This is a genomic window from Nesterenkonia sphaerica (genome assembly GCF_005771565.1).
GTDB classification, from domain to species: domain Bacteria; phylum Actinomycetota; class Actinomycetes; order Actinomycetales; family Micrococcaceae; genus Nesterenkonia; species Nesterenkonia sphaerica.
This window is the reverse complement of the sequence record NZ_VAWA01000007.1, coordinates 135,480-157,195: the sequence shown is the minus strand read 5'-3', so window position 1 is coordinate 157,195 and position 21,716 is coordinate 135,480. Positions and strand designations below refer to the sequence as shown.

Sequence of the window (21,716 nt, the reverse complement as noted above, 5' to 3'; positions counted from 1 at the left end):
ATCACCTCACATATGGGAGACATGCCCTAGTCCCGGAAGGAGCCTGCCGCACCGACCGGTGATGACGCTCTCGTTGCCCGGCGGCCTCAGAACTCGCTAGGGTAAGGGACGGTGTGCCGGGAAGTCTGGTCGGCGGAGGCAGCGCAGCGCTGCGTTCATTGGGTCGAAATGTAGGATGCACTGAGCGCATGCTGCGCTGGATCGCACCCGATCGATCTACCACGAGCACACAGGAGGCGGACATGTCGCGGAAACCCCTGCCCGCCGTGTGCCCATCGGCGCCGACCATTGTGCCTCGTCCCGCAGGAGGTGTGCGGTGACCCTGCTGGTGCTGCTGTTCCTCACCCTGCTGCTGGTCCCCGCCGCGGCGGCAGTGCACACACGATTGGGTCGCGATACCGGGTGGTTCGCCGGTGCTGGGCTTCTCATCCTCGGCGGACTGTGCCTCATCTGGCTGCCTGAGATCCTCGCAGGCCAGACCATCGACGAATACCTGCCGTGGATTCCCACCGTGGATGTCGGCATCAGGCTGCGGCTGGACGGGCTCGGCATGGTCTTCCTGCTGCTGGTGCTGTTCATCGGGGCGCTGGTGATGGCCTACAGCGCCCGATACTTCACCCTGAAGAAGAAGACCAGCGACTACTACATCTGGATGCTGCTGTTCGTCTTCGCGATGTCCGGGATGGTGTTGGCCGATGACATGATCCTGCTGTTCGTGTTCTGGGAGTTCACCACCCTGTGCTCGTTCTTCCTGATCAACCGCTCCGGGGACCAAGCCCCCGCTCCCGCCCAGCGCACACTGCTGATCACGATGGCCGGCGGCCTCGGGCTGCTGACGGCGGTGCTGCTGATCATCGTCCGCACCGGCACCACCAGCCTGTCAGAAGCTCTGCAGCACCAGGTCTGGGGCGAGAATCCCGTCTTCACCGGTGCCGTGGCGGTCCTGATTGCATTCGCCGCCTTCACCAAGTCCGCCCAGTTCCCCTTTCACCTGTGGCTGCCGGATGCGATGGTCGCCCCGGCGCCGGTCAGCGCCTATCTGCATGCGGCGGCGATGGTCAAAGCTGGCATCTACCTGCTGCTGCGCTTTTCCCCGGTCTTCGAGGGTGTCCTGATCTGGCACGCCATGCTGATCATCTGCGGACTCATCACTGCGCTGATCGGCGCGTTGTTCGCGCTGCAGCGCCACGACATCAAAGAGATCATGGCGTACTCCACTGTCTCCCAGCTGGGGTTCCTGGTGGCGGTGATCGGCATCGGCACACCGACGGCGATCGCAGCGGCGACCATCCATGTCATCGCCCACGCACTCTTCAAGTCCAGCTTGTTCATGATGGTCGGAGTGATTGAACACGGCACTCACTCTCGGGACATTCGCCAGCTCAACGGGCTGCGCCGGGTGATGCCGGTCAGTTTCATCATCACCGTGCTGGGCTGCCTGTCGATGGCCGGCATCCCACCGCTGTTCGGCTTCGTCTCCAAGGAGAACCTCCTCAAAGGCTTCCTCTCCGCCGGTGAGCAGCCCGCCCTGTTCGGCCCCGGACTGACCTGGACCATCACCGTGCTTGGTGTCCTCGCTGCGGTGGGCACCTTCGCCTACTGCGGGCGGATCGTGCTGGGTGTCTTCACCAGCTACACCGGTACCGGCAGGAACGACGACGTCAAGGACCCACTGGAGCCCACCAACGCCCATGAGGCGCCCCTGGCCTTTTACACCCCAGCACTGCTGCCCGCCGTGGCGGGTGCCGTGCTTGGCCTGGTCCCCTTCCTGTTCGACGGTCTGGTCACCGCTTCCACCCATGCCTCAACCACCTCGGACTATGAGCCTTATTTTTACCTCTATGGGGGTCTGAGCACCGATCTGATGCTCTCGGTCATCATCATGGGGCTCGGCCTCGTCGCGGTGTTGGGCCGCACCCGGCTTGACAGCTTCATCCCGCGTGAGGTCCTCCCGTGGACGGGAGTGGCGGTCGTGGAGCGGCTGCGCATCGGCAGCATTGCATTCGGACGCCGCGTCGGGGATATCACCCGCACGGATATGCACGCAGTGCACCTCATTGCGCCGGGCATCTTCCTGGCCGGCATTTTCGTCGCCGGGGTCCTCCATGTGGGCGATGTCGGCGAGTTCACCGCCGGTCACACCAGGATGACCGACTGGGTCCTGATCGGTCTGCTGGCCCTCTTCCTGGTGGGAACCGTGATCTCGGAATCCCGGACCGCAGCAGTCGTCCTCGCCGGCGGGGCAGGTTTTGTGGTCGGCGCCTGGTACTTCGCCCTGGGCGCGGTCGATGTGGGTATGACCCAGCTGCTGGTGGAGATTCTCACTGTCGTGGTGCTGGTGCTGGTGCTGCGCAAGCTGCCGCGAAAGTTCCATCAAGTCTCGCGTTCGCGCACCGCCGTTTCCGCAGTGGTGGCCATCGCCTTTGGTGTCGCTGCCTTCGTGGCGGCCTACGCACTCACCGGCCGGAGGGGACAGTCACCCGCAGCGCAGTGGTATCTGGAGGAGACCTACGAGACCGTCGGGGCGCTGAACACGGTCAACTCCATCCTGGTCGACTTCCGCGCCCTGGACACCTTCGGTGAGCTCACCGTGCTCGGAGTGGCCGGGTTCGCCATCCTGGCGGTCCTGAACTCCGCCTTCTCCACCTCCGACTCGCACCCGGCTGAGTCCCGGCTGTGGATCGGCACACCCTTGGACCACGCCGCCGACAACACCCAGGCCATGCGCAGCGTATTCAACTGGATGGCACCCTTCATTGTGCTGCTCTCGGTGGTGCTGCTGCTGCGTGGACACTACGACTCCGGCGGCGGCTTCATCTCCGCCCTCGTGCTCGGCGGATTCTTCGCACTGCGGTACTTGGTGGCACCGTCAGACTCTGCGGTGAAGCTGCGTTTCGACTACGCGCTGGTGATCGTCGGCGGCATCGCCATCGGCGCGGTGATCGGGCTTGCCGGTTTCCTCGACGGCGCGGAAGGGTCCTACCTGCGGCCCATCGTCATCTGGGAGGGCCTGCCGCTGCCCTGGGGGACCGAAGCCGGCTTCACACTCACCACCGCGCTGATCTTCGACGTCGGCATCTACTTGGCGGTCATCGGGGCCGTCCTGGTGGCGCTGGACCGGCTTGGCCAAGCCCAGCGGTATCCGGCTGAACTGCTCAAAGCTCACATGAAGTCACAGGGACAGAAGACCGGTCAGATCGAATGCATCGAAATGCACGCCGGCGCTGACCCGGGGGACGTGCCGTTGGAAGCGGAAGGCGAAGGCTGGCACCCCGAACCGCTCCGCGGCAGAGACCACACCAATAGGGGAGATGAGACCCCATGAGTATCTCCATCGCGATCGGGCTGCTGACTGCCGCAGCCGTCTACCTGTTCATGCAGCGCGGCATGGTCCGCATTGTGCTCGGCTTCGTCATGGCCAGCCATGCCGCCAACCTGCTCCTGTTCGCAGCTGGCAACACCGCCTTCCGCGGTGTGCCGTACATCGGAACCTCGGACTATGGGGTCGGAGGGGACCCACTGCCCCAGGCCTTCGTCCTCACAGCCATCGTCATCGCCTTCTCCATCACGATGTTCATGATCACCTTGGCCATCACCACCACCAAGGATGATGACACGGAGAACGCCGAGGAATCCCCGGCGAAGCTGCTGACCTCAGCCGACACCGAATTCTCCCGCAACACCTTGATCACGGGAGCGATGGCTGCAGGCACCGGAGGTGCGCACGCCTCCCCGATGAGCCCAGTGCACGACTTCGAAGGCCGGGACGACGACTCTGCCGAGGCTCCGAACGCTGATCAGCAGACGGGCCAGCGCCAGACAAGGAAGGACCTGCCGTGACCGAGACCCTTCCACCGCTGCTGCCGCTGCTGGTCGGCATCCCGCTCCTGATGGGGGCACTCGGTGCTGCTCTGCGCAAGAGCAAACGTGCCCGGCACATCATCAGCCTCGGGACTCTGGGGGCCATGTTTGCCTTCTCCGTACTGCTGGTGATCGCGACCCACGACGGCACTGTGCTGGCCCACAAAGTCGGGTTCTGGGACTTCACGCCACAGGTGGCCATCCCGTTCGTTGTGGATGCCTTGAACTCTCTGGTGCTGATGATCATCACCATCCTTGGCATCACCAGCGTCATGTTCGCCATGGCGACCCACGAGGCTCGGTCCCGCTTCTACCACCCCTTCGTGCTGATCCTCATGGCCGGCGTCGCGGGCGCCCTGATGACCGGGGACATCTTCAACCTCTTCGTCTTCATCGAGGTCATGCTGCTGCCCAGCTACGGCCTGCTGGCGATGATGGGGGCTAAGCTGGGCGCGCACGGGGCGCGCATCTACGTCTCGGTCAATCTGCTGGCCTCCACTCTGCTGCTCTTCGGCGTCGGACTGGTCTACGGCACTGCCGGGACAGTGAATCTTGCTGAGCTGCATGGCGCCGGGGTCGAGGACCCCGCGGTCGCGGTCGGCGGTGCGGTCATCCTCACCGCCATCGGGATCAAGGCCGCAGTGGTCCCGGTGCACGGGTGGCTGACCCGCACCTACCCGATGACCTCACCGGCGGTGACGGCGCTCTTCTCCGGAATCCACACCAAAGTCTCCATCTACGCCATCTACCGCATCTACTCGGTGATGTTCGAGGGGGATGAGAGATTCCTCTGGATAGCACTGGTGGTCACCAGCCTGACCATGCTGATCGGCGTGCTCGGCGCCATCGGAGAGAAGACAACCCGATCCATCCTCGTGTTCCACATGATCAGCCAGATCGGCTACATTCTCATCGGAGTCGGTCTGTTCACCGGGCTCGGTCTGACAGCCGGTATTTTCTACCTGCTGCACCACATGATTGTGAAAGCAAGCCTCTTCATGTCCACCGGCGCCATCGAGGAGACCTATGGCACCGGGGAGATCGACAAACTCGGAGGAATGCTCAAACGGGAGCCGCTGGTCGCGCTCACCTTCATGATCGCCGCCCTCTCCCTGGCCGGGCTGCCGCCGTTCTCCGGGTTCGTGGCCAAGTTCACCATCATTCAGGGCACCCTGGAGCTCTCCCACTACTGGGTGGCTGCGGTGGCGGTAATCGTCAGCGTGTTCACTCTGCTGTCCATGCTGAAAATTTGGGTGGGAGTCTTCATGGGCAAGCCTCCTCCGGACTTGGAGGAGAATGCCCTGGCGTATCAGGAGAGGATGCACGGCAAGCGGTACCTGCGGGTTCAGGCGCAGGCGGAGACGCCCACGCTGACCATCGGCCCGCCCACTGCGGCGATGTCTGCGGTCCTCGCACGTGAACGGGCGGTTCGCGTGCCGGCCAAGCTCATTCTTCCCGGTGCCATCCTGGCTGGGATCACCGTGTTCTTCGGCTTTGGTGCCGAGCTTCTGATGCTGCTCTCCGAGACGGCGGCAGAAAATCTGCTCAATCCCGAAGAGTACGTGGAGGCGGTGATGAACTCGTGAGCCCCACCTCAGCCCTCGCCTCATGGCCCTGGCGCATGATCAGCTTCCTGTTCTGGTACGCCAAAGCCTTTGTGCTGGCAAACCTCTTTGTCACCCTGGACGTGCTGCGGCCGCGGAAGCGGATGAAGATGGCCCCAGCCATTATCGCGGTGCCGGCGGCCAGCACATCGGACACCGAGTGGACCCTGATCTCCTGCCTGATCACGCTGACCCCTGGGACACTGACGCTCTCAATCTCGCGGGAGCATCAGATCCTGTATGTCCACGGCATGTTCGTGGCGTCCCGGGAGTCGCTGGTGAGGGAAATCCAAGAGATGGAAGACCGGATGCTCAAAGCCCTGCGGCGTAACCCAGGTGACCTCTCAAGGCCGCTGCGAGTACCCGACGTCGTCCCCGTTGATCAGCCGCCCGGAGGTGAGCTGGAGTGATATCCGACGTCACACTGGAGATCGCTCTGATCCTGCTGGGTCTGGGGATGCTGTTGGCCGGGGTGCGAGCCTACCTGGGTCCAAAAATCACCGACCGGGCCGTAGCCGCCGACCTGATCTTCTTCGCCTTCATTGGGTTCATTGCGCTGATCGGACTGCGGACCAATATGGAAGCGCTCTTCGACATCATTCTCATCGCCACATTGCTGGGATTCATGGCAGCCATCTCCATGGCACGGCTCGGATCGGGAGGTCGCCGCTGATGGATATTCACGATTTCTTGCACGGTGCCGGGCTGGTCTTTATCTTCTTGGGCATTGGCACCATCATCGTGGCTGGGATCGGGCTCTTCCGGCTTCCTGACCTGTACCTGCGTGCCTCGGCGGTGGGCACCTCTGCCGGTCTGGGTGTCGCCTCCATTGTGATCGGCGTGCTGATGATGGACTTCAGCTGGCTGAACCTGGCCAAAGCCGTGGTGGCGATGATCGCCCAGCTGCTCACCTCGGCGGTGGGTTCCATGGCGATTGCCCGCTCCGGGTACCTCAACAACTCCCTGCCGGCAGAGATTACGCACACTGACGACCTGCTGAAGACCCGCAGAGACCAGCACGCAGACTCCCCGGACCAATCCACAACTTAACAACACCTGCTGCCCACGGACCGTCCAGGAACCATCCGGATACTGTGGAACCATGAACCCTTCCCGTCAGGGGCCTGCAACACCAGGCCTCGCCCCCCACCAGACTCGCCGGCACGACGACGAAGCCCGCCAGGTCATCGCTGAGGCGACGGTCGCTGAGCACGCACCGCAGCCAGAGACCATTTCAGCAGCGGCAGACGAGCCGTACATGGTCAAGGCGCGCCAGCGTGAGGAATATGTTGATGGCTACCCAGCCACCCAGCATCAGAAGAAACCGGAGTCGCCGTTGCGGCTGACTGGGGCGACGTGGAAGTACAGCCTCAAACGAACGTTCAGCGAATTTGGGCGAGATCACTGCACTGACCTGGCTGCTGGGCTGACCTACTACGCGGTCCTGTCGATATTCCCTGCGATGATCGCCCTGGTATCCATACTGGGCATCATCGGAGAAGCCGACCGTGTGACCGGATTCTTCGTCGACATGGTCGATGATCTCACCGACGGCAACCAGGACGTCATGGAGACAGTCCAGACGGTGATGAGCAATGTCACGGGTGTGGGTGGAGCCGGGCTGGGGCTCGCAGTGGGTATCCTGCTGGCGATGTGGACGGCGTCGAACTACGTCAACGGTTTCTCCCGGGCGTTGAACCGGATCTGGGAGGTGGAAGAGGGACGGTCCATTCTCAAGCTGCGGCCGATGGTCTACCTCGTCACAGTGGTCCTGATCCTGCTGGTGGCCGCCGCCGGCATGATGCTGGTGGTTTCCGGTCCCATCGCCCGGTCGCTGGGCAGTGTGATCGGGCTGGGGGACACCGCGGTCACCGTCTGGAACTGGGCCACGCCGGTGGTGCTGATCCTGGTGGCGGCCGGAGGGATCGCCCTGCTGTACTCCACCACGCCGAACATTCGCCAGTCGGGCGTGAAATGGACCTCCGCGGGGGCACTGATCACCATTCTGGTCATGATCCTGACCACCATCGGCATCGCGGTCTATGTGATGAACTTTGCCAACTATGAGGCGACCTATGGCGCGCTGGCCAGCGTGATCATTTTCCTCTTCTGGATCTACATCATGAATGTCGTGTTGCTGCTGGGGGCCGAGCTCGACGCCGAGCTGGAGCGTGGGCGGCAGCTGCAAGCGGGTATCGCAGCCGAGCGCACCATTATGCTGCCTCCGAGGGAGACCAAAGCTGCGGAGAAGAAGCACGCCAAGCATGAGAAGCTCGTCGCTGCTGGCAGGGCACTGCGCGTATCCCGGGGCGATGTCAGCGATCCCGACGAGCTGTGGCGGAATCACACCTAGTTGCTCATCCTGTGACCAGAATCACAAAGTGAAACATTCTGTAATATTCGGGTTCTCGAAACCACCAGCTTTTGTCCAGGTTTCACTCCCCTCGAAAAGCGGCAATGTTTCATGCCATGTCAGTCGCTTGTGAACATTGAGTAACCTGACGTGGAGCTGTGCACCGGCTGTTCGGGCAGTGCCCCGGTTTTACGCGCTTTCTGTGCATATTTAGTTGCACGAAGCTCCGTCCCTCGATGCGAGATTCATGCCGCTCACCGCCGGTCCACGGCTGTGTCGCAAGAGCGGGCCGCTCCTCTTAGGCCATCTACGGCTCGGTAACAATTCGATTACAGGCCATGATTTGGCTCACCCGACCGTCCGGTCGGTCGTAACCTGGGTGTCACCTGAGTATCGAATGTGGCGTACGCCACTATTACTCTGCACCTAATCCATGAGGAGCAACACGTGAAACTACGCAAACTCTCTGCTGCTGCGGCCATTCTGGCCTCCAGCGCATTGGTGCTGTCAGGCTGCACACCTGGCGGTGATGACGACAACGGCAACGGCGATGCCAATGGTGCTGAAAATGGCGAGAACGGCAACGGCGGTAACGGCGAGGGCGGTGTCCAGGAGGGGACCGGAGGGGAATTCGACCAGGAGGGCGCCCTGTACTCAACGCTTCCGGACTCGGGTCAGAAGGCGGAGATGCCGGAAGACTTCGAAACCCAGGAAGACACCATCATCGTGTCTCCCGGCGAGGCGCCATTCATCAACGTCAACAATGACTATTCCGGGGCCAACTCCGTCAGCAACGCTATTGTTGCGGGCCGGATGAGTTCAGGATTCTTCTACTTCGGGACTGACTTGTCGATCAATCCTGACGAAGAGTTCGGCAGTTACGAGGTCGTCAGCGAAGAAGACCCCTTCACCGTGGAGTACACCATCAATGAGGAAGCGGTCTGGTCTGACGGCACCCCGGTGACTGTCCGCGACTACCAGATCGACTGGGCAGCCCAGGCCTACGCCGGGACCGACGAGGATGAGGAGCCGGGTGCAGGCTTCAGCCCCTCGGGCACGTCCTTGGCTCAGTACATTCCTGACGGCTTCCAGTCTGAGGAGCCCGACGCCAAGACCTTCACCATGGAACTTCCGGAGTTCTACGCCGATTGGGAGCTGCTGGTCGGTGGCCCTAACGTCCCGGCCCACATCGTGGCAGAACAGGCGGGCCTCAGCGTCGAGGAGCTTGACGAGGCGATGGACGAGGGAGATCTGGAAACCCTTGAACCTGTCGCCGAGGTCTGGAACACCGGCATGGGCAGCGAGGGTGACTGGGATCCCGACATTGCACTGTCGTCTGGCCCCTACCAATTGGCCGAATGGAACTGGGAAGGCGAGGAGACCGGCGGTTCGGTGACCTTAGAGCCCAACCCCGAGTGGTGGGGCACCCCACCGGGAACCGCAAACCTGGTCTTCGACTTCCTCAACGAGGACACTCACGTCCAGGCGCTGGAAAACCTCGACGTCCACATCGTGGAGCCGCAGGGGGACGAAGACGTCAAGCTGGGCCTCGACTCCCTGGCTGAGAGCGGAGACTTCGTCGTCCACGAAGGCGATGTGGCCACCTGGGAGCACATCGACTTCCAGTACCAGCAGGGCCCCTTCGCCGAGACTCCTGAGCTGGCCGAAGCGTTTGCGCTCTGCCTGCCTCGCCAGGAGATCGTTGATCAGCTCATCGCCCCGGTCAACCCTGAGGCCGAAGTGCTCAACGCTCGCGAAGTTCTCTCCTTCGAAGACGATTACGACGAGTTTGTCGAAGAGGCCTACGACGGTCGCTATGACGAGGCAGACGTCGATGCCGCCGCCGAAATCATTGAGGAGCACGACGCCGCTGGCACCACGGTGGAGATCAACCACTTCGGGCAGCCGCGCCGGGCTGCCGCTGTAGAAATCATCGACACTTACTGCGGTTCTGAGGGCGCCGGATTCGACATCGTCGACGCTGGCACTCCGGACTTCTCCGCAGAGCTGCTCGAGGGCAACTGGTCCGGCGTAGCGATGTTCGCCTGGGCCGGATCCGGGCAGGTCGTCTCCGGGCAGAACATCTACTCCTCCGACGGTGCGCAGAACGCCACCGGTTTCTCGAACGACACTGTCGATGAGCAGTGGGGAGTCGTTGCCGACAACGTCTCGGACGAGGAGCGTATGCAGGCGCTGATCGAAATTGAGCAGGCACTGTGGGAGGACCTGCACGGCATTCCGCTGTACGTCCACCCCGGCATCGTCGCCGCCGATGCCAGCATCGCAAATGTTCGGATGACCGCCGCGCAGACCAGCGTTCCGTGGAACGCCGAGCAGTGGCAGCGGGCTGAGTGAGCCAGTCCCCTTAGGGACCGGCCTCCCACTCAGGGCACGGCACCAGGCATAGGGGGCCCGGCAGAGGTTTCTCTGCCGGGCCCCGGCTGGTGCCGCGCCCCCCGACCCGAACAGACCGGAAGGCGAATCACGCACCGTGCTGAAATTCATCTTTAAGCGCTTCGGACGGCTCTTCCTCGTCCTTTTCGGCGCCTCGATTGTCTCGTATGCCCTGGTGGTGCACTCTGGTGACCCGCTGCAGGACCTGCGGGAGTCCACTGACGCTGACGCCGAGTACCAGATGGAGCTCAGAGCGCAGCAGCTGAACCTTGCCCTGCCCTGGACTGACCAGTATTACCTCCCGTGGTACGAACGCTACTGGGACTGGCTGGTCGGCGTTCTGGGCTGTCTCGACCCCACCGACCGCATCATCGGGCCCTGCGACTGGGGCACTACCGTCAATGGCGGAGATGTCACTGCGCAGATCGCCAACGCCGCTCAGGTCTCCTTGCGGCTGGTTCTGATCGCCACGCTGCTGGCCATCGTTCTCGGTGTGCTCACCGGGATCGTCTCCGCCATGCGGCAGTACTCGGTGTTCGACTACTCGATGAGCTTTGTGATGTTCCTCTTCTGGTCGCTGCCGCTGTTCTGGGCTGCAGTCATCGCCAAGGAATACTTGGCCATCCGGTACAACAATTGGATGGCGGACCCGCACTTCACTGCCGGGAACATCTTTGCCGTGGCACTATTACTGGCCGTGGTGGTGCCCACCGTCATCGGTGGAGGGCCTCGCCGGCGAGTCGCCACCGGGGTGGTGATGTTCATCTACACCTGCACGGTGATGCCTTTCTTGGATCACATTCATTTCATGGAGCAGCCTCGGCTCGGCACGGGGTTCATCGCCGTGGCGGCGGTCATGCTCGCGGTGGGTTTCACGGCGCTGATTGCTGGGATGCAAAACCTGAAAGTGCTCTACTGCGGGCTTGCTGTGGCCGTGTTGGGTGTTGTCTCGTACTTCCTCACCTGGGATCTGATGCGTGGTGCGCAGAGTTACCTGCTCCCACTGGGCCTGTTCGCCCTCACGCTGGTGATCTGCGTGGCCATCGGCCGTCTGTTCGGCGGTTACGCCAAAGGCCAGGCGACAGCCGTGACGCTGCTGACCGGGGTGTTGACCTCCGGGATCATCCTGCTCGACCACTACATGTACACCTGGCCGGGTCTGCTGTCAGTGAAGCCACGGCCTATTCGCACCGTGGGAGCGTCCACGCCCAACCTCCGGGCTGACGATTTCTGGATCATCTCGCTGGATCACCTCAGCCAGCTGTGGCTTCCCACGCTGGTGATGATGCTGACGTCTCTCGCGACCTACACGCGTTACACGCGCAGCTCTATGCTGGAAGTCGTCCAGCAGGATTTCATCCGCACCGCCCGCGCCAAGGGCGTCACCGAGCGCACCGTGGTGCTCAAGCACGCCTTCCGCAACGCGATGATCCCGCTGGCGACCTTGGTGGCCTTCGACTTCGCCGGACTGGTCGGGGGAGCGATCATTGTGGAGCGTGTCTTTGCCTGGAACTCGATGGGCACCATGTTCATCACCGGACTGAGCAACGTGGATCCTGCACCGGTCATGGCAGTCATCATCTTTACCGGGGGGATCGCGGTGATATTCAACTTCATCGCTGACATCCTCTATGCCGTCCTCGACCCAAGGATCCGAGTATGAGTAACGAACCGACTCCAGACTCAGAGCTTGAGCAGCAGATGGTGGACCTCGCGGAGGTCGAGGACGCCAAACTCACCTCAGACCAGAAGTCATACTCTCAGAACCAGCTCATCCGGAGAAGATTCTTCTCCCACGTGCCGGCAATGATCTCACTGGTGGTGCTGTCGATCGTCACCATCGTCGCGTTCACCTCAGTGGGGTACGGCATCATCCCCGGCTGGTGGCAGCACCCGTTCCGGCTCCCACAGGGCGCTCAGCTGGTGAACAATGGCCAGCCGACCATGTTCCAAGACGGCCAGCTCTTCGGCCCACACCCGTTCGGGCAGGACGGGCTCCCGCGCGACATCTTTGCCCGGGTGATGCGCGGAACACAGCAGTCGCTGATCATCGGCGCGGTGGTGGCCCTGGTCTCTTCGGTGATCGGCATCCTCGTTGGAGCAATCGCGGGGTATTTCCGAGGCAAAGTCGAGTCGATCCTGATGACCCTGACCGATTTCGTCATTGTGGTTCCGCTGCTGGTCATCGCAGCTATTTTGGGCAGCTACGTCAGTGACATGCCGTTCGCCCCGTTCCCGCTTGCCATCGCTCTCGGGCTTGCGCTCTGGACCGGAATGGCGCGTCTGGTGCGTGCTGAGGTGCTCTCCCTGCGGGAGAAGGAATACGTCGCCGCCGCGATTGCGATGGGCGCCTCCCCATGGCGCATCATCCTCAAACACATGCTGCCCAATGCCGTCGGAGTCATCATTGTCAATGCCTCGTTCACCGTCGCTGCGGTGATCCTGCTGGAGTCCGTGCTCTCTTACCTCGGCATGGGCATTCAGGCCCCGGAGGTATCCCTGGGCATGCTGGTCTCCCAGGGTGAGGCGGCAATCAACACTCGGCCGCATCTCTTCTGGATTCCCGGACTCTTCATCCTCACCATCACACTCTGTGTGAATTTCATCGGTGACGGCCTCCGCGATGCTTTCGATCCCCGTCAGCAGCGAAAGGGCGATCGCCGCCCCGGACTTCGGCAGGTGCTGGGTTTGCGCGGCTTTGCCATGTCTCAGCAGCGCCGGGGTGGGGCCGGAACAGGCAGCCCAGGAAACAATCAGGAGTGAGCTCAGTGACTGTGCACCACAACCCCAACTTCGACCATCGGCCGGCCCGGAGGGAGTCATGAGTCAATCCCCAGTCACTGAAGACAATGCAGCCACGAGGCCCCGCACCTCGTCGCCGTGGATACCAGCGGCGCTGTCACTGGTGGTGCCCGGGCTCGGGCAGCTGGTGGTGCTCAAAGAGCGGGACCTTGGACTCAAGCTGCTCATCGCGTGGCTGGTCATCGCCCTCGGTCCGACACTGGTGATGACCCCCCTGAGACTCTCCGGCACCCAGGTCAACCGCGCGGCGGTGACCCTGGCGGACACGGTGGCGCTCTCCGCCATCGGCATCGGCCTGCTCATCGCAGCCTACGCGGCAGTGATGGCATACCGCAGTGCTTCCCCGGAGGCTCAGGAGGCGGTGGCCGAGGCCGCGACGGCCAAGGCCCCAGAAGCCGCACTGAGCTTCCAAGACGTTCACGTCAGCTTCGCGACCGAGTTCAGCACCGTCGAGGCGGTCAAGGGGGTGAGCTTCGATGTGATGCCAGGTGAAGTGGTCGCTGTGGTGGGCGAGTCCGGTTCCGGCAAGTCCGTGACCTCGGCAGCTGCTATGGGCCTCGTTCCCAAGAACGGCACCGTCACCGGCAGGATTCACCTCAACGGCGTGGAGGTCACCGCCATGGACGCAGGGCAGCTGCGCCGCCTGCGCGGCTCAGAGGTCTCCATGGTGTTCCAGGAGCCGATGACCGCGCTGAACCCGGTCCTGCGGGTCTCCGACCAGCTCAAGGAAGCCATGGAAGTGCACGGGGTGGCCTTCGGCAAGGATGCCTTGGCCAAGGGCGTGGAGCTGCTGGAATTGGTGGGGATCCCCGACCCGGCGCGTCGAATCTCTGAATACCCTCACCAGTTCTCCGGCGGGCAGCGGCAGCGGATCGTCATCGCGATGGCCATCGCCTGCAATCCGTCCATGATCATCGCTGATGAGCCCACCACAGCGTTGGACGTCACAGTCCAGGCAGACATCCTGGATCTGCTGCGCCGGCTGAAAGAGGAGATCAATACCGCCATTATGCTCATCACCCACAATATGGGCGTCGTGGCGGACATGGCTGACCGTGTGGTGGTGATGTTCCAGGGGCAGGTGGTGGAGTCGGGCACCGCAGAGGAGATTCTGCTCTCGCCCAAGCACCCCTACACCCGCCGGCTGCTGGAGGCCATGCCCAAGCTGCACCAGAAGACGGTGCTGGACGGGCCTGCAGTGGAGACGGCTGCACCACCGGAACCGGTGACTCCCTCCGATGCGTCGGCGACCGCTGAGACTGCGATCGAAGCCCGAGACCTCGCGCTGGCGTACAAACACCGCGGCAAGGGGATTCGCGTGGTCGAAGGGGTGAACTTTTCTGTCCCACGAGGTGAGATCCTGGGCCTTGTCGGCGAATCCGGCTCCGGGAAGTCGACGATCGCCAAAGCCGTGCTCGGCCTCCTGGAGGTCGATCACGGCGAGCTGCTGATCCGCGGTCGCAACCTGCCGGCTCTGTCCAGGAAAGAACGTAAGGCGGTGCGGAAAGATATCGGCGTTGTCTTCCAGGACCCAGCGGCGTCTCTGGACCCCCGGTTCCCGATAGGTGACATCATCGCCGAGCCTATGGTGGTGCACAAAGTGGGGTCTCCCAAAGACAGGAAGGAACGGGCCGCCGAACTGCTGGATGCGGTCAAACTGCCCAGAAGCGTCACCAACCGGTATCCGCACGAACTGTCCGGGGGGCAGCGGCAACGCATCAGCATTGCCCGGGCACTGTCATTGAGTCCTTCAATTCTCATTGCCGATGAGCCCACCTCTGCATTGGACGTTTCGGTGCAGGCCCGGGTGTTGGAGATGTTCATCGAACTGCAGGAACAGTTCGAATTCGCCTGTCTGTTCGTCACGCACGACCTCGCGGTGGTGGACCAGTTGGCCAATCAGATCATGGTGCTGGAAAAAGGACGCGTGGTGGAGCAGGGAGAAAAGCACCAGATACTGCGCGAGCCGAGAAGGGACTACACCAAGCGCCTGCTGGCTGCCGCTCCGGTGCCCCACCCGCAGGAGCAGCGTGAACGCCGGGAGGCCCGGCATCAGCTGCTGGCGGCGCAGGGTCTGATCTGACGATGGGCTGCTGTCTCCGCAGACCGGAAGCGGCAGGGGTCCTCCAGTGACAGAACCGCAGGGGAGCCTGACCGGATTCTATGCGAGGGCGAGGGACGACCAATGGCACCACCAACAGCGTCAGCGTCACCACCGGTGGCGCCGCCGGATGCTCGGCATCGGCTCCGGTGCCGCCGCAGCGGCCCTGATCGCGGTTTTCGTCATCTACGACTATCCGCGCAAGTCCGGGCTCACGGACGTACTCGGTCTGACCTGTGGTGAATACGTCCAGATCGGGGACCCCCACGCGGTGCCAGCACCGCTGGAGCAGTGGGAAGCTCACCGGCAGGCGCTCGCTGAGGCTGAGGACCTCGACGGCGAGGGAGTGCTCGCTGCCGTGGAGCTCCTAGCCACGGCCGTGGGGGCGCAACCGCTGATGGGGCAGTTCCACGAGGCCCTTACCCAGCGGGAGATCTCCGCCACCGTCGCCGGGGCGGACCTGGTGATCGGTCATCACGATCAGTCGTGGTCACGCACTGACCGAGTGTCAGTCTTCGATGTCCAGACACGAGAGGTCACGTGGACCGCTGAGCTGACACACCCGGTACACGACCCCAGTCTCGCCGGGGAGGAGCGTCCCCAGCTCCTCTACGGAGTGGGCACCGCCGAGGACCTCGTGGTACTCCAAACTCCCACCTACCGAGGAGACACCGACCTCGTCATCGCCGACCCGAGCTCCGATACTGGCAAAGACTGTGTGCGGCTGGATGGCGCGGTGGACACCCTCGAGGTGCTCTCTGCCCAGCCTGAACCCGTGCGCGCCTGGAGCCAGACTCTCAATCTCAATGCCGGGCAACCCTCTGGCCACGAATTATTGGTTCATCACGGTGTGCATTCGGGCAGTCCGCAGCACACATTGTCCGTCCTGGACGTGCCCGCTGCCGAGGCGCAGCCCGCTACCAGGCACCGGCACGATTTTTCCGACCCCGCCGAGCAGATCGACATTCCGGAAGAGGCGTACCAGGCCGCCCGGCACGATCTTGAGCGTCTGACGCGGCTGGGGGAGAGCCATTACCTGCTGACTTGGGAAGCCGGTTATGTCCTACTCGGCAGTACATGACAGGACAAGGGGCATACACAGGACGGACATCGTGAACAGATACTGCAGGAAAAACGTGTTAGCTGTGGCGTCGGTGACCACGCGGAAGCCGCTGAACAGTGTCGAAACATCACCGTAAAGAAATCTGTACTAGCGTGGGCTGTACCACTCGATCGACCCAATGATGAGGAGATCTCTCATGAGCAACAAAACAAACCACAGGCAGCGTTGGCGCCGTGGCACTGTCGCTGTCACAGCCGCCATGGCCCTGNTGGCACTGTCGCTGTCACAGCCGCCATGGCCCTGGTGCTGTCTGCCTGCGGCAACGGCGACGACACCGCGGATGAGACGGACGCCAACGGTGCGGAGAACGGGGAGCAGGCCGCAGGCGGAGGCACCGTCACCGTCTACAACTGTGAACCGCAGAACCTCATGCCGTCGAACTCCTCCGAGGTGTGCGGCTCGTGGGTGCTGGAACAACTTTTCACCGGCCTGACCCAGGTGGACTACGACACCTTTGAGGCAGGCCCCGGGGTGGCCACCAGTTGGGACTCCAACGAGGACCAGACGGTGTGGACCTTCGAGATCGGTGAAGGCTGGACCTTCCACAACGGTGAGGAAATCACCGCCCAGACTTTCGTGGACACCTTCAACTGGACTGTGGATCCGGACAACGCCCAGCAGAACAACGACTTCTACGACGTGTTCGTCGGATATGACGAATTGGTCGAAGGGGAGGCCGAAGAGCTTGAGGGCGTCAGCGCCGTCGATGACTACACACTCGAGCTGGAGCTCAACGAGCCGTTCTCCCCCCTGCCGATGATGCTGTCCTACACCGGCTTCTACCCGATGCCGCAGGAAGCGTTTGACGATCCCGAAGCCTTCGAGTCCGCGCCCATCGGCAACGGCCGCTATCAGATGGACGGCGAATGGGAGCACGATGTCCAGATCGCCGTGGAGCGATACGAGGACTGGCCGGGCGAGGACCCGGGCCTCCCGGACCGCATCGAGTGGCAGATCTACAATGACATCGAAACCGCCTACCTCGACGTCCAAGCCGGCGCACTGGATATCTTGGACACAGTGCCGCCCAACCGCCTGGGCACTATGGAAGACGATTTCGGGGACAACCAGGCGCTCTTCGAGACCTCATCCTTCACCTACATGGGCTTCCCGCTGTACCAGGAAGAGTTTCAGGATGTGGACGTCCGGCACGCGCTCTCCATGGCCATCGACCGCGAAGAGATCATCGACAACATCTTCGACGGCGCCCAGGTGCCAGCACGCAACATCATTCCGCCGATGCTGCCGCAGGCGCGCGAAGATGCCTGCGAGCACTGCGAGTTCGATCCCGACGCCGCAGCAGAGCTGTACGAGGAGGCTGGCGGCCCCAGCGAGCTGACCGTGTACTTCAATTCAGGTGCCGGACACGAGGACTGGGTAGAGGCCGTCAGCAACCAGTGGCAGCAGCACCTCGGCATTGAAGACGTCACCTTCCAGTCCCTGGAGTTCGCCCAGTACCTGGACCTCCACGACGAACAGTCCGTCACCGGCCCCTTCCGGCTCGGATGGGTGCTGTCCTACCCCAGCCCGCAGTACGCGATGGAGCCTATCTACACCACCGGTCAGTCATCGAACTACACCGCATTCGCCAACGATGAATTCGACGACCTGATTGCCCAGGCCAATGCCTCCGACCCTGAGGAGGCCGACGACTACTACCAGCAGGCCGAGGACATCCTGCTGGAGGAGATGCCGGTCATCCCCATGTGGTTCCAGAGCATGGGAGTGGTGCACAGTGATCGGATCGCCCACGATTCGGTGACGATGGACCCGCGGACGTTCCTGCGGGTTGAGCAACTCGAGGTCACCGAAGAGGACTAATAACTGGAAGGCCACAGCCCGCACCGGCCCTGAGCATTGGGACGGTGCGGGCCTGTGCCTGCTGCCCCACCACGACGAAACGAGCAGGTTGAACCGATGAACTCAGTACAAGAACCACTCCACCTCTGTCGAGGTCGCGGCAAGTCCTCAGCCTTGGTGGGCGGTGCGCTCGCGCTGACGCTGGTGGCCGCGTNCGTGGCACTGTCGCTGTCACAGCCGCCATGGCCCTGGTGCTGTCTGCCTGCGGCAACGGCGCCGAGGAGGGCGCAGCAGACACCCAACCTGCTGACGGGGGAGGAGTGATCAGCACCTACACGTGTGAACCCCAGAATCTGCAGCCGGGCAACAATACCGAGAATTGCGGCTCCCGGGTGCTGCAGCAGCTGTTCACCGGGTTGACTGAGGTTGATTACGACACCTACGAGGCTCAGCCTGCGATGGCTGTCGACTGGCATACCGAAGACCAGGTCCAGTGGACATTTGAACTGTCTGAGGAATACACCTTCCACAATGGTGACCCCGTGACTGCCCAGTCCTTTGTCGACACCTGGAACTGGGTGGTGGACCCGGACAACGCTCAGGCCACCGCCAACTTCCACGACAAGTTCCTCGGTTACGAGGACGTGGTCAACGGTGACGCCGAAGAGATGGAAGGCGTTCGGGCAGTCGACGACTACACCCTGGAGATCGAGCTCGTAGAGCCCTTCGGCCAGCTGCCAATCGTCCTGACCTACAACGGCTTTTACCCAATGCCGGAGGTCGCATTCGAGGATATGGACGCCTTCCAACGCTCTCCCATCGGCAACGGGCGTTATCAGATGGACGGGGAGTGGGTCCACGATTCTGAGATCAACATGGACCGGTACGAGGACTGGCCAGGCGAGAACCCCGGAGAACCGGAACGGATCGAATGGCGGATCTACAATGACATCGAAACTGCCTATCTCGACGTGCAGGCCGGAGAGCTGGACATCCTGGGTGAAGTTCCGCCCAGCCGAATCGGCCAGATTGAAGACGATTTCGGCGACAATTACTCCCAGAACGAATCCTCTCGGTTTGTCTACATCGGACTGCCCACATATCAGCAGGAGTGGGAAGATGTGAACGTCCGCCGGGCCTTGTCCATGGCGATGGACCGTGAAGAGATCAATGAGCAGATTTTCCAGGGCGCGATGACACCCGCCTATGGAATCCTTCCGCCCATTCTGCCGATGTCCCGTAACGACGCCTGCGAGTACTGCGAATTCGATCCCGAACAGGCCGCTGAGCTCTACGAAGAAGCCGGTGGGCCGACCGAGTTCACCGTCTACACCGATATCGGCACTGGGCATGATGAATACGTGGAGGCCATCGCGAATCAGTGGATCTCCCACCTGCCCGTAGAGGACATCACCTTCCAGTCGCTGGAATTCGCCCAGTACCTGGACCTCCACGACTCCCGTGAAGTCACCGGCCCCTACCGCCTGGGCTGGCTGCTGGCCTACCCCAGCGCTCAGTACGCGATGGAACCGCTCTACTCCACCGGCGCGGCGTCGAACAACGCTGAATACAGCAGCGAGGACTTCGACGACGCCATTGCAGAGGCTAACTCGGCAGACGCTGAGGAGGCGGACGAGCTGTACCAGGCGGCTGAGGATCATCTGCTTGAGGACCTTCCGGTGCTGCCGCTGTTCTTCCAGGACTACTTCATCGTCCACACCGACCGTGTGGACAACGTCTACTCCGACCTCTCCAGCTATGTCCGGGTCGAAGACGTGAGAGTTCTCGAGGACTGACCCACCCATGACCGGTTACATCATTCGGCGCCTGCTGCAGTTCATCCCTGTGGTCATTGTGGCGACGCTGATCGTCTACGCCATGGTCTTTCTCATGCCCGGAGATCCGATCCGGGCGCTGTCGGGCGACCGGCCCATGAGCGAGCAGGTTCAGGACCGGCTGCGCGAGCAGTACAACCTCAATGACCCGTTTCTGATCCAGTACGGCAAATACATGTGGGGGGTCTTCACCCAGGGCGACTTCGGCACCACCTTCCAGGGCCGCCCCGTGTTGGACATCATCCAGCAGGGACTCCCAGTGACCCTGACGTTGGCCGCAGTGGCGTTCTGCTTCCAAGCCATCATCGGTGCTATCGCGGGGATCCTCGCCGCTGTCTACAAGGACAGCTTCATCGACCGGTTTGTCCAGGTTTCCTTGGTCGTGGCCGTGGCGCTGCCCACCCTTGCCATCGCGTTCCTGCTTCAGCTGACATTCGGGCTGAATCTGGGATGGTTCCCCATCGCGGGGACCCGTGACGGCATGGTGAGCTACATCCTGCCCGGAATCGTGTTGGCCGCGGTCTCCACCGGAATCGTGGCCCGCATGCTGCGCAGTGAGCTCATCGAGGCACTACAGTCGGACTACGTGCGCACCGCCACCGCCAAAGGCATGAAGCGAAGCCGCGTGGTCACCCGCCACGGTCTGCGCAACTCGCTGATCCCCGTGGTGACCTTCCTCGGCGCTGACCTTGCCACCATGATGGGGGGAGCCATCGTGGTGGAGTCAGTGTTCAACATGCCCGGACTCGGCGGGCAGGTCTTCCGCTCGATCCAGGCTCAGGAGAACACCATCGTGGTCGGCATCGTGACGCTCATGGTGCTCTTCTACGTCGTGGTGAACCTGCTGGTTGACCTGCTCTACGCCGTTCTCGACCCCCGCATCCGCTACGAGTGAGGACAGCCGCGATGACTGAGCTCAACAAAGCACACACTGTGGTCCCAGCGGGGGACCCAGCACCCTCCCCGGCGCCCAAGGCCAGTGCGCAGAAGGACGCCAGCCTGTGGATGGACACCTGGCGGTCGTTGCTGCGCAACCCATGGTTCGTGGTCTCGGCAACTCTGCTGGTGATGCTGATCGCGGTGGCCCTGTTTCCGCAGCTGTTCACCGACCACAACCCCCGGGACTGTCCGCTCTCGCGCTCGAGGCAGGAACCCTCAGCGGAGCACTGGTTCGGCACCGACATCCAGGGCTGCGACTACTACACGCGCGTGATCTACGGGGCAGGCAACTCCATGGCCGTGGGCGTGATCGTCACCCTGAGCATTTTGGTCTTGGGTTCCCTGCTGGGGCTGCTGGCTGCCTACTTCGGAGGCTGGGTCGATGCGGTCCTCATGCGCCTGACGGACCTGATCTTCGCCATCCCCTACATGCTGGGAGCCCTGGTGTTCCTTGCCGCCCGCCAGGAACGCAGTGTCTGGGATGTGGCGTTCATCCTCATTGTCTTCACTTGGCCCACCATGGCCAGGCTCATGCGAGGCTCGGTGCTGGCTGTGATCAACAATGACTACGTCACCGCCGCCCGCGCCCTCGGCGCGGGCCCGCTGACTATCATGCGTCGCCACATCATCCCCAACTCCTTGGGACCAGTGGTCGGTTACGCGGCGGTATATACCGGGGTCATCATCGGTGCGGAGGCAACGCTGACATTCCTCGGCGTCGGACTTCAGCTCCCCGCCATCTCCTGGGGGCTGCAGCTCAACGACGCCCAGAGTTACCTCCAGCAGATGCCGCACCTGCTGACCTTCCCCCTGATCTTCGTGGCGCTGACCGTCTTCGCCTTCACCACTATGGGTGAGGCGCTGCGCGATGCCCTCGATCCTAAGTCCAAGAAGAGGTGAGTCA

General features: G+C 62.6%; 16 protein-coding genes. All 16 read left to right on the top strand.

Annotated features, from left to right (window positions below; all coding sequences use genetic code 11):
- The first annotated feature begins 316 nt into the window (after positions 1 to 316).
- The 16 genes from FEF27_RS07440 to FEF27_RS07365 all read left to right on the top strand — a co-directional run bounded on the left by FEF27_RS07440 (position 317) and on the right by FEF27_RS07365 (position 21,712).
- On the top strand, positions 317 to 3,325 hold the full coding sequence (locus tag FEF27_RS07440) for a DUF4040 family protein (RefSeq protein WP_138170212.1): 3,009 nt from the start codon (positions 317 to 319) through the stop codon (positions 3,323 to 3,325).
- The gene (locus tag FEF27_RS07435) at positions 3,322 to 3,840 is read left to right on the top strand and encodes a sodium:proton antiporter (protein WP_138170211.1); all 519 of its coding nucleotides are present in this window, start codon (positions 3,322 to 3,324) and stop codon (positions 3,838 to 3,840) included. The genes FEF27_RS07440 and FEF27_RS07435 overlap by 4 nt, the downstream gene beginning before the upstream one ends.
- The gene (locus FEF27_RS07430; RefSeq protein WP_243729140.1) at positions 3,837 to 5,447 is read left to right on the top strand and encodes a monovalent cation/H+ antiporter subunit D family protein; all 1,611 of its coding nucleotides are present in this window, start codon (positions 3,837 to 3,839) and stop codon (positions 5,445 to 5,447) included. The genes FEF27_RS07435 and FEF27_RS07430 overlap by 4 nt, the downstream gene beginning before the upstream one ends.
- Complete coding sequence (locus FEF27_RS07425; RefSeq protein ID WP_138170210.1) at positions 5,444 to 5,875, top strand: Na+/H+ antiporter subunit E; 432 nt, start codon at positions 5,444 to 5,446, stop codon at positions 5,873 to 5,875. The genes FEF27_RS07430 and FEF27_RS07425 overlap by 4 nt, the downstream gene beginning before the upstream one ends.
- On the top strand, positions 5,872 to 6,138 hold the full coding sequence (locus FEF27_RS07420; RefSeq protein ID WP_138170209.1) for an MrpF/PhaF family protein: 267 nt from the start codon (positions 5,872 to 5,874) through the stop codon (positions 6,136 to 6,138). Before FEF27_RS07425 ends, FEF27_RS07420 begins: the two co-directional genes overlap by 4 nt.
- On the top strand, positions 6,138 to 6,515 hold the full coding sequence (locus FEF27_RS07415) for a cation:proton antiporter (protein WP_243729139.1): 378 nt from the start codon (positions 6,138 to 6,140) through the stop codon (positions 6,513 to 6,515). Before FEF27_RS07420 ends, FEF27_RS07415 begins: the two co-directional genes overlap by 1 nt.
- Positions 6,516 to 6,567: 52 nt before the next feature.
- Entirely contained in the window at positions 6,568 to 7,818 is a 1,251-nt protein-coding gene (locus FEF27_RS07410; RefSeq protein WP_208009721.1) for a YihY/virulence factor BrkB family protein, read from the top strand.
- A gap of 447 nt (positions 7,819 to 8,265) precedes the next feature.
- Complete coding sequence (locus FEF27_RS07405) at positions 8,266 to 10,173, top strand: ABC transporter substrate-binding protein (protein ID WP_138170208.1); 1,908 nt, start codon at positions 8,266 to 8,268, stop codon at positions 10,171 to 10,173.
- 136 nt (positions 10,174 to 10,309) lie between these two features.
- A complete protein-coding gene (locus tag FEF27_RS07400) occupies positions 10,310 to 11,875 on the top strand; it encodes an ABC transporter permease (RefSeq protein WP_138170207.1) in 1,566 nt (521 codons plus the stop codon).
- Positions 11,872 to 12,975, top strand: coding sequence for an ABC transporter permease (locus tag FEF27_RS07395; protein WP_138170206.1), 1,104 nt, complete (start codon positions 11,872 to 11,874; stop codon positions 12,973 to 12,975). The genes FEF27_RS07400 and FEF27_RS07395 overlap by 4 nt, the downstream gene beginning before the upstream one ends.
- Before the next feature lie 58 nt (positions 12,976 to 13,033).
- A complete protein-coding gene (locus FEF27_RS07390) occupies positions 13,034 to 15,097 on the top strand; it encodes an ABC transporter ATP-binding protein (RefSeq protein ID WP_243729138.1) in 2,064 nt (687 codons plus the stop codon).
- Positions 15,098 to 15,143: 46 nt separating this feature from the next.
- Positions 15,144 to 16,196, top strand: a complete 1,053-nt coding sequence (locus FEF27_RS07385; RefSeq protein ID WP_138170205.1) for a hypothetical protein — start codon at positions 15,144 to 15,146, stop codon at positions 16,194 to 16,196.
- A gap of 276 nt (positions 16,197 to 16,472) precedes the next feature.
- The gene (locus FEF27_RS07380; RefSeq protein ID WP_138170204.1) at positions 16,473 to 18,059 is read left to right on the top strand and encodes a peptide ABC transporter substrate-binding protein; all 1,587 of its coding nucleotides are present in this window, start codon (positions 16,473 to 16,475) and stop codon (positions 18,057 to 18,059) included.
- A 221-nt stretch (positions 18,060 to 18,280) separates the two neighbouring features.
- The gene (locus FEF27_RS07375; protein WP_138170203.1) at positions 18,281 to 19,834 is read left to right on the top strand and encodes a peptide ABC transporter substrate-binding protein; all 1,554 of its coding nucleotides are present in this window, start codon (positions 18,281 to 18,283) and stop codon (positions 19,832 to 19,834) included.
- Positions 19,835 to 19,841: 7 nt separating this feature from the next.
- A complete protein-coding gene (locus FEF27_RS07370) occupies positions 19,842 to 20,768 on the top strand; it encodes an ABC transporter permease (RefSeq protein WP_138170202.1) in 927 nt (308 codons plus the stop codon).
- A gap of 11 nt (positions 20,769 to 20,779) precedes the next feature.
- Positions 20,780 to 21,712: an ABC transporter permease gene (locus FEF27_RS07365; RefSeq protein WP_138170201.1), complete on the top strand. Its 933-nt coding sequence runs from the start codon at positions 20,780 to 20,782 to the stop codon at positions 21,710 to 21,712.
- Positions 21,713 to 21,716: the final 4 nt, after the last annotated feature.